15 protein-coding genes are annotated in these 13,991 nt (G+C 56.7%); 13 read left to right on the top strand and 2 right to left on the bottom strand.

Features of this window, described 5'->3' with window-relative positions; all coding sequences use genetic code 11:
- The first annotated feature begins 71 nt into the window (after nucleotides 1–71).
- From HNQ72_RS18965 to HNQ72_RS18950, 4 genes are all read left to right on the top strand, one after another.
- On the top strand, nucleotides 72–1,253 hold the full coding sequence (locus tag HNQ72_RS18965; RefSeq protein ID WP_183994224.1) for an acyl-CoA dehydrogenase family protein: 1,182 nt from the start codon (nucleotides 72–74) through the stop codon (nucleotides 1,251–1,253).
- Nucleotides 1,254–1,316: 63 nt separating this feature from the next.
- Nucleotides 1,317–1,877, top strand: a complete 561-nt coding sequence (gene msuE, locus HNQ72_RS18960; protein WP_183994222.1) for an FMN reductase — start codon at nucleotides 1,317–1,319, stop codon at nucleotides 1,875–1,877.
- Between the two features lie 62 nt (nucleotides 1,878–1,939).
- On the top strand, nucleotides 1,940–2,941 hold the full coding sequence (locus HNQ72_RS18955) for a C-terminal binding protein (protein ID WP_183994221.1): 1,002 nt from the start codon (nucleotides 1,940–1,942) through the stop codon (nucleotides 2,939–2,941).
- Nucleotides 2,942–3,135: 194 nt separating this feature from the next.
- Nucleotides 3,136–4,350, top strand: a complete 1,215-nt coding sequence (locus HNQ72_RS18950; protein WP_183994219.1) for an SfnB family sulfur acquisition oxidoreductase — start codon at nucleotides 3,136–3,138, stop codon at nucleotides 4,348–4,350.
- 20 nt (nucleotides 4,351–4,370) lie between these two features.
- Here HNQ72_RS18950 and HNQ72_RS18945 read toward each other — a convergent pair whose 3' ends face one another.
- Nucleotides 4,371–5,144: an RBBP9/YdeN family alpha/beta hydrolase gene (locus tag HNQ72_RS18945; protein WP_244654450.1), complete on the bottom strand. Its 774-nt coding sequence runs from the start codon at nucleotides 5,142–5,144 to the stop codon at nucleotides 4,371–4,373.
- Between the two features lie 152 nt (nucleotides 5,145–5,296).
- Here HNQ72_RS18945 and HNQ72_RS18940 point away from each other — a divergent pair, with 152 nt between their 5' ends.
- From HNQ72_RS18940 to HNQ72_RS18930, 3 genes are all read left to right on the top strand, one after another.
- The gene (locus tag HNQ72_RS18940; protein WP_183994217.1) at nucleotides 5,297–5,485 is read left to right on the top strand and encodes a hypothetical protein; all 189 of its coding nucleotides are present in this window, start codon (nucleotides 5,297–5,299) and stop codon (nucleotides 5,483–5,485) included.
- Nucleotides 5,486–5,563: 78 nt separating this feature from the next.
- Nucleotides 5,564–5,740, top strand: coding sequence for a hypothetical protein (locus HNQ72_RS18935; protein ID WP_183994215.1), 177 nt, complete (start codon nucleotides 5,564–5,566; stop codon nucleotides 5,738–5,740).
- Between the two features lie 149 nt (nucleotides 5,741–5,889).
- On the top strand, nucleotides 5,890–6,180 hold the full coding sequence (locus HNQ72_RS18930; protein WP_244654449.1) for a hypothetical protein: 291 nt from the start codon (nucleotides 5,890–5,892) through the stop codon (nucleotides 6,178–6,180).
- A gap of 262 nt (nucleotides 6,181–6,442) precedes the next feature.
- Here the strand turns inward: HNQ72_RS18930 and HNQ72_RS18925 are convergent, their stop codons facing one another.
- Nucleotides 6,443–7,222 (bottom strand): IclR family transcriptional regulator, encoded by a 780-nt coding sequence (locus HNQ72_RS18925; protein ID WP_183994213.1) that lies wholly within the window; start codon nucleotides 7,220–7,222, stop codon nucleotides 6,443–6,445.
- 534 nt (nucleotides 7,223–7,756) lie between these two features.
- Here HNQ72_RS18925 and HNQ72_RS18920 point away from each other — a divergent pair.
- From HNQ72_RS18920 to HNQ72_RS18895, 6 genes are all read left to right on the top strand, one after another.
- On the top strand, nucleotides 7,757–8,710 hold the full coding sequence (locus HNQ72_RS18920) for a DUF6282 family protein (RefSeq protein ID WP_308422353.1): 954 nt from the start codon (nucleotides 7,757–7,759) through the stop codon (nucleotides 8,708–8,710).
- Between the two features lie 90 nt (nucleotides 8,711–8,800).
- Nucleotides 8,801–10,105 (top strand): MFS transporter, encoded by a 1,305-nt coding sequence (locus HNQ72_RS18915; RefSeq protein WP_183994210.1) that lies wholly within the window; start codon nucleotides 8,801–8,803, stop codon nucleotides 10,103–10,105.
- Between the two features lie 106 nt (nucleotides 10,106–10,211).
- A complete protein-coding gene (locus tag HNQ72_RS18910; protein ID WP_183994208.1) occupies nucleotides 10,212–10,943 on the top strand; it encodes an NAD(P)H-dependent oxidoreductase in 732 nt (243 codons plus the stop codon).
- A 58-nt stretch (nucleotides 10,944–11,001) separates the two neighbouring features.
- On the top strand, nucleotides 11,002–12,198 hold the full coding sequence (gene bktB / locus HNQ72_RS18905) for a beta-ketothiolase BktB (RefSeq protein ID WP_183994206.1): 1,197 nt from the start codon (nucleotides 11,002–11,004) through the stop codon (nucleotides 12,196–12,198).
- A 17-nt stretch (nucleotides 12,199–12,215) separates the two neighbouring features.
- Nucleotides 12,216–12,977: an HpcH/HpaI aldolase family protein gene (locus HNQ72_RS18900; protein ID WP_183994204.1), complete on the top strand. Its 762-nt coding sequence runs from the start codon at nucleotides 12,216–12,218 to the stop codon at nucleotides 12,975–12,977.
- Between the two features lie 3 nt (nucleotides 12,978–12,980).
- Complete coding sequence (locus HNQ72_RS18895) at nucleotides 12,981–13,889, top strand: cupin domain-containing protein (RefSeq protein WP_183994202.1); 909 nt, start codon at nucleotides 12,981–12,983, stop codon at nucleotides 13,887–13,889.
- Nucleotides 13,890–13,991: the final 102 nt, after the last annotated feature.

The raw sequence follows: 13,991 nt of genomic DNA, 5'->3' as shown, positions 1-13,991 counted from the left end.
AAGGTAAAACCGCGAACTCAGTAGCGTCTTCGGGGAACGTGTTCCCCGCAATCCGGAAAGTCCAGAACCGCATGTCATATGATCCAACTCTCCTCGATGCTACTGCACGCATCCTTGCAGACGCCGCACCCGATGCGGATCAGACCGGCCAGTTCCCCTGGGCAGGTATCCGTGCGGTTCATGAGGCGGGTTTGCTGGAAAGCACCGTGGCCAGCCGCTATGGCGGTGAAGGAGCAACGCTAAGCGATGCCGCTCATATTCTGGCAGCACTTGGTCGAGGCGATCCTTCGGTGGCTCTGATCAGCGCCATGACGATATTCAACCATCTCGGTCAGGCAACAAAAAACCATTGGCCGGACAGCCTTTACAGGCGCCTGCTGGACGAAGCCAAGCAACGGCCGCTGTTGCTCAACGCCGCTCGCGTGGAGCCAGAACTGGGTTCGCCCGCCCGCGGCGGTTTGCCCGCAACGGTCGCACGCCGCACGGTAACAGGCTGGTCGATCTCCGGCAGGAAGCGTTTCGTGACAGGTGCCCATGGCCTGACTCACTTTCTCGTCTGGGCCCATACGGACGAAGTGCCGGCGCGCGTCGGAACCTTTGTCGTGCCAAACGGCCTTCCGGGTATCGAGGTCATCGAGAACTGGAAGAGCCTCGGCATGCGGGCGACCGGGTCGCATGACGTCGCATACACGGATGTCGAAATTCCGGCAGAAAACGCGCTGGACCTGGTAGATCCTTCTATCGCCCAACAGGATAACCGTGCGCATGCAGCTATCAATCTGGCATTGACTGCTATCTATCTCGGCGCAGCCGAAGCGGCCCAAGCTGTTTTCATCCAGTTCGCACATGAACGCATACCCGCCAATCTCGGCCATCCCATCGCCCGGACAGAGCGGTTCGTGACGCTCTCAGGGGAAATTGATCTGGCCGTTTCAGGTGCCCGCCAGATCATATTCGGCACGCTGGCTCACAATAGTGACGACGCGGAAGCGCTGATAAGGGCAAGACTACTTGCCGGTAGACAGATCCGGGACGCTGTCGAGATTGCAGTACGCGGCATCGGCAATCCGGGCCTGAGCTCGGATCTAGGCCTTGAACGTCATTTCCGGGATATCCAATCCGTACTGGTCCACGCGCCGCAGGAAGATACGACCATCTCCATTCTTGGACGCGCCGCTTTCGATAAATGGAAAAGAAGCGATGCCGGCCGGTCTAGCGATCTGACCAATGTTGCGATCCTCAAGACCGCCTGAGCAAGCAAAAGAAAATTCACTGACGGCTAACAGCCTGTGACCGCATTTCTGAAAGGGATTTGAATGGGTAACAATCTTATTGTCGGCTTCTCGGGCAACATCTCGCGGCCTTCAGGTACGCGACGCTTCGTGGAGAATGTGACGGAGGCGTTGGCGGGGCAAGCCGGTTTGCAGCACGTGGTCTTCGATGTAGAGGACCTCGGCCCGTCGCTGGCGACCGCCAGATCGGTCACGGATCTAGATCCAGCCGCCCGTAAAGTAATTAGAACGATTGTTGAGGCCGAAGCGCTCGTCATCGGCTCGCCAACCTACAAGGGAAGCTACACAGGCCTCTTCAAGCATGTCATCGACCTGCTCGACCCCTCTGACCTGCGCGGTAAGCCGATCGTTCTGACAGCTACGGGCGGAGGAGATCGCCACTCGCTCGTCGTCGAACATCAGTTGCGCCCGCTCTTCGCTTTCTTCGAAGCCTTCGTGGTGCCGACCGCGATCTACGCTTCGGGCCGTGACTTCGTAGATGGTGCTCCTTCGTCCGCTATTCTTGGACGGGTGAACCAGGCGCTCGCAGAAGCTTCGCTGCTGATCAGTGCCCGCTCGTTCTCTGCGGCGATGGCAGCGGAATAGGCAATGGTGCCCGGTTGGTTGCCCATCAGGAAGATATGCCAGTGCCGCAAAGGCAGATCAGAATGACGGGTAGGAAATACGTGGTCGGGATTACCGATCACATGATCGGCCTGCCCGATCTGGAAGCGGAAGTGCTTGGCGATGACGTCGAGATCGACTTTTTCGCCAGCACTGACGAAACATCATTCGATCCCGATCGTCTAGCGAGGCTTGATGCACTGATGACTTGGGGTGCGCGGCTCGGCCCTGAAACGGTGACACACCTCAGCCGCTGCAAGGGCGTAGTCAGGTATGGCGTCGGCTACGAAAAGATCGATCTTGCGGCACTTGCCGCTGCAGGCATTCCCTTTGCCAATAATCCCGACTACGGTACGGAGGAAGTTGCTGATCACGCGCTTGCGATGATCCTTTCGCTGCATCGGCGTCTTTGGGAACATGACGAGCGCGCGCGCGGACATAAATCCGGATGGCAAATCCACAGCCTCAAGCCGCTTCTCCGCTCGAACCGAGCCACGGTTGGTGTCATTGGCGTCGGTAGAATAGGGACTGCAGTAATCAACAGATTGAAGCCTTTCGGCTTTCACATCCTTGGTTACGATCCCGGCCAGCCGCCTGGGCACGAGAAGGCGATCGGTTATCAACGTGCGGAGCGGCTGGATGAACTTTTCGCCCAGTCGGATATCGTAACCCTTCATTGCCCGGCAACGGCGCAGACGCGCGGTATTCTCAATGCCGAAGGCCTCGCCCGGTTGAAACACGGCACGATTGTCGTCAACACTGCGCGAGGCGAATTGATCGAAGATCTCGATGCGCTCGAAGCAGCGCTTCGGAGCGGGCAGATCGCAGCGGCAGGAATCGACACGTTACTGCATGAACCGCCGGGAAATCACCCTCTGTTGGAAGCATGGCGCAACCGCGAGGATTGGCTCGCAGGCCTTCTTGTCATCACGCCCCATAATGCATTCTACTCCGATCACGCAGCCATCGAGATGCGCACAAATGCAGCGAAGACGGTAAAGCTGTTGTTGGATGAGGGCCGGCTTCGCAACAGGGTGACGGAGTGACCTCGCGGGAAAGACGTTCCCAGTCTGAACGCGCTGCTGCGCAAAGCGGCCAAGAACAAGCTTGCATGACTGATTAACTTCGCGGTGCGTCGCTGAGAGAAAAAAACGCTCAGCTAGTTAGGTTATTTGAAGCTTTGTTCCTTCAATCGCGATCAGGACCATGGCTGAATGTTGCCCTTGTGAAGGAGGGTGCGATGAGCAAGGTCATCAACTTGGCAGGAACGCTCAGGGCCGTTTCCCCTTATATCAGAACCGAAGATGAAGCGATTGAGGTTGCAAAGGCGCTAGCGAATGAAATTCGCACCGAATCCAACCGTCATGACCGGCAAAGTATCCTCTCCCATCACACGCTGGAGCGTGTCGCTCAATCCGGCATTTTGGGCATAAGTGTTCCGACAGAATATGGCGGAGCCGATATCTCCAATCCGTTTTTGGCAGAAGTAGTTGCGCTCTTGTCGGAAGTAGATAGCTCGATAGGCCAAATCCCTCAAAACCATTTCCACATCCTGGAGGTACTTCGGCTCGCAGGAAGCGAAGAGCAGAAGCGATCTTTCTTTGCCAGGGCACTGGCCGGCGATCATTTCGCGAATGCATTTGCCGAAAAAAATATCGAAGCGGCCGGTGCCATCACTACGCGCCTGGTACCCGATGGGGTCGGATATCGTATTTCCGGACAGAAATATTACTCCACAAGCGCCTTGTTTGCCGACTGGATTGCCATCATCGCGCAAGACCCCGAGGATCGTACCGTGATGGCGATTGTACCGCGCCAAACCGAAGGCCTTGATATCATGGGCGATCGGGCAGGCTTTGGTCAAAAAACGACTGCGGGCTGCACCGTTATCATCGACAACATCTATGTATCCGCCGACTCCGTCATAGCTCACGACCGGGCTTTACAGCAGTCGAGCACGCTCGGATCACTTGGCCAATTGCTCCACGCCGCCGTCGATCTCGGGGTCGCCCGTGCAGCTTTCGCCGACATGCTGGATTTCGTTGGAACACGGTCACGCGGCAATCCCAACATTGATGCCGAGAGCACGAACGCGGATCCTTGGGCCATCGCCAAAACAGGATCGGTTGCCATCAAGATAGAAGCAGCAGCAGCCCTGGTCGAGCGAGCAGGCAGGAAGGTAGACGTCGCCCAGGTGTCTCCGTCTATTCCAGCTGCGTCGGATGCCTCGGTTGCAGTGGCTGCCGCTAAAATCTTCACGGCGGAGGCCGCGCTGGAGGCAGCCAATACGCTACTCGAGCTTGCAGGAGCATCCGCGACAGACGAAACGCTCAATCTCGATCGCCATTGGCACAACGCAGGGAACCATCCAGTTGATGATCCGGTGCACTGGTATCATGCCGTCGGCGATTTTCACCTCAACGGCAAGATTCCCGATACGAACCTCCAATTTTGAGTGCCCGATAATCATGTCACCTAAAGAGTGGATGAGCGGACCAAATCAGAGCGAGACGTGGCAGCCGACGGCCACGGCTGCGGAACCATTGATGACCGCACCAACCGCTCAAAAAAATCATATCCTTGAGGCCAGCGCCCAAAACCGCTTGCAACATTGATGTGGCCGGAAAACCCGATCGTGACCAGATCACTTCCCCAAGCTTTGACATGACGTTCCAACTGCGGAACACTCATGTAGGGATCGTTGAGGCTACCGACAACGAGACTTGGAAAGGGAAGACGCTCAAGCGGTTCGATACCGAAATCAATCATGCAGGGATGCATCTGCAGGGTTGTTTCCAACGAACAAGGAGCGACCAGCAGCGCGCCACGGATAAGGCCTGCCCCACGGCGGCCGGCATAGCTCGCTGCGAGGAGGCAACCGAGGCTGTGTGCAACGAGAAAGGCGCCATCGGTGTTCGACAGCGCCTCATCGAGCTTCGCCTGCCAGTGCGCAAGAACCGGACAGGTCCAGTTCTCCTGTTCCACGACCGACGAGGATATTCGTTCGCGCACCCAGTGTCGCTGCCAATGCTCGTCGGAAGAGCCATTCAAACCCGGAATGACAAGCGTCTGGATCATAACCGACCTCATTACATTTCTAACGCTTCTAGAAGATAGGCGGGCGGTCACGTCGCGTCGGCGAAAGCTCATCCAAAATCTACCAGAAAGATAGATTAATTTGCCTCGTTGCAGATAACGTGATCCGGTAATTTGCGGACAGCGAATACAGAACGAATGGAAATCGGACATGAAAAGCTTCAGCACTGCAGCCCAAGCCACAACCAGCCTGCTTGTGGGTTCGTCCGTTTCCCGATGCCTCCTCCACTCGCGAATGCAGATGTGTATCGCGCCCATTACGGCCGAGAACATTGAAGAAAGATTGCGAGATAGGAGTGAAGGACATGCAGAAGCAAGTTATTGAGCATGGTGGTTTGCCGGTCGGCATAGCCATTCCAGATAGCGGGAAGCTGCGTTTTATAGCTGTGAAGTTTCATGTCATCGATCTTGATGATCGGCGTTTTGCAACGGTTGGCGAACTGAGGGCCGCGATCAGCGACCACCTCAGATCCTCAAGTCCGATTGCTGCGTGATAACGACAAACCATCTGCCAAAATTGGTCGTCGACGTCATGCCGCGCTTGATAAACTCTTTTTTCAAGAGAGAGATCCATGAAAGATATTCTCAAATTAACCGGTAATTGGACGATGACGGTTGGTGCAGCCCTCATCATTGCAAGTCTGGTTTTGCGCAATTTCGACACCGGCATACCCAGCTGCCTTGTCGCAGTCAGCTTGGCGGCCGGTCTCATCTCGGTTATTTTTGCTGCAGGCCGAATGAGCGATTAGTACGTCCGGCGCATCCGTTTACCTGAGCTCTTGCTTTACAAAAACGGCAATGTGCGGAGCTTTTCCAAGCTTGGGGCGATAACTCGAAAAACCTTGCTCGGCTATGGATATGCTGGCGGCAACCTGAAAGTAGACGGGATAAGAGGTTCGTGATCGATCTTGACGAACCCGCCTTCCCGACCCACATCCCCGGCGATCAGGACAAGATGCATAGCATGAAAACATTTCTAGAGAAGACGTTCGGCCCGACCGAGCTTGCCATCGTTGATGCTGCTTTCAGCGAATGGATCGATCAAGCTAAAGTTGAGAAACAAAGCCCTGAGGCAGAGCTAGCAGCTGCAATCGTTATCAACCTGTTTCGCGAGGGAAACGACACCATTCCCGCAATGCGAAAAGCAATTTCCGTTCATCGCGGTTTGATTGACCTACGTTGCATCTAATAGCTAAGCGGGTCTGACCGCAGGAAATTCGAATCTCTCCGTTTTCCGTAATTTGAACAGTATGAGCCGACAGGTTGCCTCATCTTCGAATCTGGGCGGAGATACGACCCGTATCGGCGAAACGATACCGCTCAGCTTGTTTTGACGGGGCACGCCCAATTCATAGAAAGCCGGACCTGGACCGAGTGAATTGTTCGCCCACGGTGTTCGCGAAAATCGGTGTCACCTGGTTTCACACTGTTCATGCGAGCCAAGAGATCTGCTAGCCCGAATACCCCAGAAGCCGCGAAATTCGCACGGCGGTGCTCTTCGTCTTTTCAATATGTTCTTCTGACGGAACTTCGCCGAGGAACTGGATCATGTCGACGATGCCCACAGCGCCACAAACCATGCCGGCTGCGTTGAATATCGGGCTGGCGAGCGTGTTCAAACCGAGAGCGGCCTGATTGGGCGCAACTGCCCAGCCCTGCCGCCGGATAACTTCGTATTCTTCCGCCAGCACGGTCGGCGAAACGATTGTCTCAGGGGTGAAGAGCTCAAGCCGGTTTCGTAATACGCGCGCCTGGAAAGCCTGCGAAGAAAAGGCAGTTGCGACTTTGCCCTGAGCAGACCCGTGAAACGAGAGGATCGATCCGACCCGAACCCCGATTTCGATCGAAGCCCGCCCAGGAACGGTCGCAATGACAAGCATGCCTTCCGGCGTTAGTTGCGATGCGACAGCAGAGTGGCCCAGCGCATCCCGAAGATCGAGAAGCGGATCGTTGGAGGCACGAATAAGCCCCATATTGTCAAAAACGGATTGGCCGAGAGATAGCAGCTTGGAGCCTAATTCATATCGTTCGGAATCATCCTGCTGAAATACATATCCCTGCTGAACAAGCGTCTGCAGATGGCGATGGATTCGGCTTTTGCTTGTCCCGAGCGTATTGGCGAGGCTGGTCACACCTACGCCCTTGGGAGTGCGGACGACCTGCTCGATAATATTCATCGTAAGGATGACGGACTGGAGGCCGTCTGAATTTTTATCTTCAGTATCAGTCATCTGCCGTTGCACCTTTAAAACTCATCCAAACGTCCATAAAATAATCGAAGCGGTTTTGCGCTTCCGAAGCATGCTGAATCCGGGCACCCGAGATTTCTGGTCAGGTCTGAAACAATAGCAGCATGCCATTTTTCCATTCCGGAACGCTCTGCTGGAGCGTCTTTCAGAAAATTCATTTCTTCCCAAGACGCCGCAAAACACTCGTGCGCAATTTCGTCCACGGGCGTAACCGCTCGTTCGCGAACCCAAACTGGTAAGAACAAAGTTCTGAGAAATCAAGGTATTTGGCTTTCCACTTGCGAAACAGCAAACCTTCTATCGGCGTGTAAATCCCCGAAATACTGACAACCGCGTCCGTTTGACGCGCAAGCCGCCTCCAATCAACCGCTTGACGAATGACCACGGAAGGCAAATAAATCAGAACAACGTTTCTTTCAGCGGAACAAGGAGAGTGGAGCGCCGTAATTGACGGAATGGCATCCCTCTTTTGGAGACCCGTCTTGGAATAACGGAAATCAAGCTGGTGACGTGTAGATGCCGCCAGAGGAGAATGGAGGAATAGAAATGGCTGAAATTGCCTCAAGGACCGCAGAACTTGACGCCCGTGTCGATGAGATATTGCGCGGAGGCGTCGACCCGCATGTTCACAGCGGCCCATCGATCGCAGCTCGGGCTGTCGATCATCTGGAACTGGCTAGACAACTGTCAGATGCCGGCTTCATTGCGGCCGTCACCAAAGATCACGACTACTCCGGCGTCGTGCCAACGGAGATGATCCGCAAGCATCACCCTGAACTGTCGACAAAGGTTTATTCAGGCATCGTACTGAATAACGTGGTGGGCGGATTCAATCCTTATGCAGTCGAGCACACCGCTGCCATGGGCGGAAAAATTGTCTGGTTGCCGACACTGGCTGCCGAAAACCATCTTAAATGGGAAAAATCATCGGGCTGGGCTCATCCTGCATCGACGCAGAAAATCCGCCCGGCGACCGCGGTTCCACTTTTCGACGGCGACGGCAAGCTTCTCGACTCAGTACTTGATGTTCTCGATGTCGTTGCAGCAACCGGCATGGCCTTAGCCAGCGGCCATATCCACGTCTCAGAGACAAAGGTGATATTCGCGGAGGCTATAAAGCGGGGCGTAGAACACCTCATATTCACTCACCCGGAAGACATCGTCGGTGCCTCCTTGGAAGACGCCCGCGAACTCGCCCAAATGGGCGCCTATGTCGAGCACTCGCTGGCATTCTTCCTGAACGGCTCGAAGTTCCAGACGCGAAAGGAAGAAGAGCTTAAAGCTCATATCGATATCGTTGGCGTAGATCGGACAATCTTGTGTTCTGATCTCGGACAAGTCGGCACATTCGCACCGATTGAAGGTTTCCGAAATGGCGTTCTCGCCTGCATCAAGCTTGGCTATTCCGACAGCCAGATCCACGAAATGGTGGCGACCAATGCGGCGAATGTCCTCGGCCTTACACGCTAAGCCACGAGGTTGGCCTGAAAGCGCATTTCAAAATTATTAGCACTGACTGCTTCGGACAGGGAATCCGAAGCAGCTTTTCCGGAGGAAAAAATGTTAAAATGGTATCATGAGCTTAACAGCAAAGAACGAAAGACGTTCTATGCTTGCTTTGCCGGCTGGGCGACAGATGCGCTCGACACACAGCTCTTTAGCTTTCTTATTCCGACGCTCGTCGCAATCTGGTCGATTACGAATGCTGAAGCTGGCTGGCTCGGCACGTCGGCATTGATTTCATCTGCCGTCGGCGGTTGGATTGCCGGTATCTTCTGCGATCGCATCGGCCGCGTAAAGGTGATGAAAATCGCCATCGTATGGTTCACTGTATTTACCATCGCGAGTGGCTTTGCTGATTCCTATGAACACCTTCTGATCGCCCGTATTCTCTCCGGCCTCGGCTTCGGTGGCGAATGGGCAGCAGGCGCAGTTCTCATGGGTGAAGTCATCCGCCCTGCTTACCGCGGCAAGGCTGTTGGCAGCGTCCAGAGCGCCTATGCACTCGGATACGGTTTTGCAGCCATTCTGTCGTCGGTGCTCTTTGCCACGATCGAACCGTCCAGTGCCTGGCGCTGGATGTTCTGGATCGGTGCACTTCCTGCTGTCTGGGTTTTCTGGGCGCTGCGCGGAGTAGAGGAACCGGAAGTCTTCCTGAACGCCAAGAAGGCACAGCATGCGCGTGGCGAAACGGTCAATCCGCTGGTCATCTTCGCACCTCGCTACCTGAAAACGACAATCCTATGCTCGCTGCTCGCACTCGGGGTACAGGGCGGTGCATTTTCGATCGTCATGTGGCTTCCCTCATTTCTGAAGAGCAACTACCATCTCACTTCGGTTGAGGTCGGTTATTATGTCTTCGTACTGACCTTCGGATCATTCGTTGGCTATATCACCGCCGCTTATCTTTGCGATGCAATCGGACGCCGGCTCAGCTTCTTCGTCTTCACCATCCTGAACTGGATCATCATTCCGGTGTTCCTGTTCGTGCCGGAAATGGGTGCGGTGTCGCTGCTGCTTATCTTCCTGCTCGGCTTCTCGCTGCTCGGTATCTACAGTGCACTTGGCCCTTATTTCACCGAGTTGTTCCCCAGTCTCATCCGTGCGAACGGACAAGCTTTCAGCTACAACTTCGGCAGAGCCATTGGCGCCTTCTACCCCGCCATTGTCGGCATGCTGGCATCGGCTGACCTGCTACCTTTGCACAGCGCCATGGGTGTGACGGCAATGTCCGCTTACGTCTTCGTGCTGCTAGCCGTCGCAATCCTGCCGGAGACCAACGGCCGGGATCTGACCGCGACGGATGGAAAAGTCGATGCGACGCCTGTCGCGCCGGGCGGACAGCCAAACGAAGTCAACCCTTAACAATACCATCGAACGTAATCTGGAACTTCCCAACGGCCTCAGGCCGTTGGGACCGGTAGTGCGCGAACCCGCGAACTCAAAATCTCAACTGAAATGCGTGACCACCATGACAATTCAGAATCGAAACATCCTGATCGTTACCGCTCATCCTGAACAACGGTCCTTCAATCATGCGTTGACCAAAAGTGCGACCTCTGCGCTGCTTGCTGCCGGACATGATGTCGTGCTTTCGGATCCTTATGCCGAAAATTTCGACGCCTCCTCTGGACCAGGTGATTTCACCGCCCGTGCGGATGCCGACCACCTGCATTATCAGAACGAACAGACCAATGCGGTCCGTACCAAATCCTTCGCGCCGGACATAGCACGCGAACAGGCCAAGCTTGCTGCCGCCGATGTCGTCATCTTTCAGTTCCCGCTCTGGTGGGGAGGGCCGCCCGCCATCCTCAAGGGCTGGCTCGACCGGGTTCTGGCCTATGGCTTCGCCTACGTGGACGGTTATCGATTTGACACCGGTCTCTTTCGCGGCAGGCATGCGATCCTGTCGGTGACCACAGGCGGAACGCCCGCCCGTTTCAGCGACGATGGCGTTTATGGACCCATCGAACAACTCCTGCGTCCGATCAAGCGCGGTGCGCTGGAATATATGGGCTTCGAAGTCGCGCCATCCTTCGTTTGCTACGGCGCACCACGCATGAGCGAGGAGGATCGCCAGGCCCATCTGTCGCTCTGGGCGAAACAGGTGCTCGAGATCGCCAGGCTTCCCACTGATAGATCGCGTTATCCCGCCGACCCGCTGTCTCTGGTCGAGGATGGAGCATGGGCGAGAGGCCGATGACGTCGGCAAGGACACATTGGGAACGAGCGAGCCTCGTCACCTCTGATTGGAGTTAGAAATGGAACAGGACATATTCATTCTCGATGGGGCTCGTACCGCGATTGGTACGTTCGGAGGGGCATTGAGCACCTTTACCCCGGCGGAACTCGGCGTGATTGCCGCAAAATCAGCGATTGAACGCTCGGGCGTCGTTGCCACGGATATCGACAATGCCGTCGCAGGCAATGTTATCCCGAACTCGCCTCGCGATCTTTACCTCGGGCGCGTGATCGGCATGGAAAGCGGCCTTCCGGCCTCCGCGCCTGGTCTGACGCTCAACCGGCTCTGCGGCTCGGGCGCCCAGGCAATCGCAACCGCAGCTTCGATGATCCGGGCCGGCGAGAGCACGCTTGCACTTGCGGTTGGCTCAGAAGTCATGAGCCGCTCCCCCTATTCGATCGACAGCCTGCGCAAGGGCCAGAAGATGGGGGATGCCGGGCTGACTGACTGGTTGCTCGGATCGCTTACCGACCCATTCGGCTGTGGCGGCATGGGCATCACCGCCGAAAATGTTGCGGTCAAATATGAGATCAGCCGCAACGAGCAGGATGCCTTCGCGCTCGATAGCCAGCAGAAGGCAGTGCGCGCGATCACCGGGCAGCGGTTCGCATCTCAGATCGTCCCAGTCACGGTCAAAACCCGGAAGGGCGAGCAGATTGTCACGGAAGACGAACATCCGCGTGCGGATACTTCGCTTGAAGGTCTAGCATCCCTGCGGCCGACCTTTCGCAAGGACGGTACGGTGACTGCCGGTAATGCGAGCGGCATCAACGATGGTGCTGCAGCCGTGGTGCTGGCGAGTAGCGCAGAAGTTGCTGCCCGCGGCCTTCGCCCACGCGGCCGATTGCTTTCCTGGGCCGTTGCCGGCGTACCGCCGGAAATCATGGGCATCGGCCCGGCACATGCGGTTCCGCTGGCGTTGCAGCGCGCGGGTATCGATCTCGGGCAGATTGACGTGATCGAATCGAACGAGGCATTCGCCGCGCAGGCGATTGCCGTGAACAGGCTGCTCGATCTGCCCCTCGAAAAGGTCAATCCGAACGGCGGTGCAATCGCACTCGGGCATCCGCTGGGCGCGACCGGCGTCATCCTGACGGTCAAGGCTCTTTATGAACTGGAACGCATCGGCGGCCGCTACGGTCTCGTCACCATGTGCATCGGCGGCGGTCAGGGGATTGCTCTTGTTGTCGAGAATTGCCTGGCCAATCGCGCGTAGAATTCAAGGAGGAAAAAATGACTTCAAATTTGCGAACACGTATCCGCGCAGGTGAGCTGCTTGTCGGGTCGTTCATCAAGACGCCTTCCCCGCATGTGATAGAAATCCTTGGTCATGCAAAGCTGGATTTTGCGGTGATCGACCAGGAACATGCGCCGATCGGCATCGCCCAGGTGGACATGCTGGCACTTGCCGGCAAGGCGATCGGCCTGCCGCTCCTGTCCCGTCGCTGGGGAGCTTCCGTCGACTGGATTTCTCCGCTGCTCGACCTCGGACTTGCCGGAGTGATGGTGCCGCACGTGCTGAATGCCGAAGGTGCACGCTCCGTTTGCGACGCGGTCCGTTTCTCCCGCGGAAAACGTGGCCTTTCGCCATCACCGCGAGCCGGCAATTACGGTGGCATCGGCATCGCCGACTATCGTGCAAAATGCGACGCGGAGAGTGTCGTGATGGTGCAGATCGAGGACAAGTCCGCGCTCGATCATCTTGATGAGATCGCCGGCGAGCCGGATGTCGATCTTCTGTTCATCGGGCCGGCAGACCTCTCGCAATCGATGGGGGTCAGTTATCCCTCGCCGGAACTGGATGCCGCCATCGACCAGATCATCGCAGCCGGCAAGAAGGCGGGTGTCGCAATCGGCCTATTCGTCGGTGATGCCGGACATATCGCCAAATGGCACGCCCTTGGCGTGACCGTCTTCGTCTGCGGCTCCGATCAAGCGCTTCTGCGCAAATCAGCGACCCAGATGATGATCACAGCAAAAACCGAGAAGGAGTGAAACATGTACAAGGACAAGGATCCGCGCGCAGATCTCTTCGCCGCAGCGGCAAAACCGCCGGCAACGGGCCTGATCGCAGAGGAGCAACTGGCAACCTTCTATGACACGCCACCGCAGGATGAGCAGAATGGAAGCCGCACCTGGTATGTCAGGGGTTGCAATTTCGTCCTCGCTTACTCCGAAACGAAGGACGGTGCGGTCCTGGAGCGCAAGGGACAAGCTGACGAATACGTTCTCTATCTCGCCAATCCGGCTGACAAGGCAGTTGTCGAGTGGGGTGGAGAGAAGGTCGAGGTTGCGGGCTACTCCGTCACCTTCATACCGCCGGGCGACAGCCGGATCGTTCTGCCGGCAGGCGGCAAGCTCGCCCGGCTTTTCACCACGGCCTCGAAGGATCTGGTCAAGGCATGCCCCAATGCCGACGCCTACGATGTGCCGCGCCAGCACATTCCCGCATTCGAGCCCTGGCCGGAACCGGTGGGTGGATGGAAAGTACGCCAGTATTCGCTGAACGTTCCCGATGAGCCGGGTCGTTTCGGGCGGATCTTCCGCTGCACGACGTTCATGGTGAATGCGCTTCCGTCCCAGGTCGGACCGCGCGATCCGGCAAAGATGTCGCCGCATCATCACGACGATTTCGAACAGTGCTCGCTGGCATTGGGCGGGAGCTTTACCCACTACCTTCGCTGGGCCTGGACGACCGATATGGCCGATTGGCGCGAGGACAAGGCGATTGATGTCGGCTCGCCATCGGTGCTCGTTATCCCACCTCCGGTCATTCACACGACGCGGGCCAGCAGCGACGGCAACAACGATCTCGTGGACATCTTCTGCCCGCCACGCGTGGACTTCTCGCTTAAGCCCGGCTGGGTTTTGAACGATGCCGACTATCCGATGCCGGGCACCCGGTAATCAAGCGGGAGAGGGCCAGGCTGGCAGCAGTCGGCCCTCTCCCGGACTGTGCCTGTTTGAAAGTGCGCAAGGCGATTCCTCGCGCGGGCGTTCCAGGACGGC

Origin of the sequence: Aliirhizobium wenxiniae (assembly GCF_014201355.1) — a bacterium.
Lineage (GTDB): Bacteria > Pseudomonadota > Alphaproteobacteria > Rhizobiales > Rhizobiaceae > Neorhizobium > Neorhizobium wenxiniae.
The sequence above is the reverse complement of the archived record's forward strand: the minus strand, read 5'-3'. Positions and strand labels throughout refer to the sequence as shown.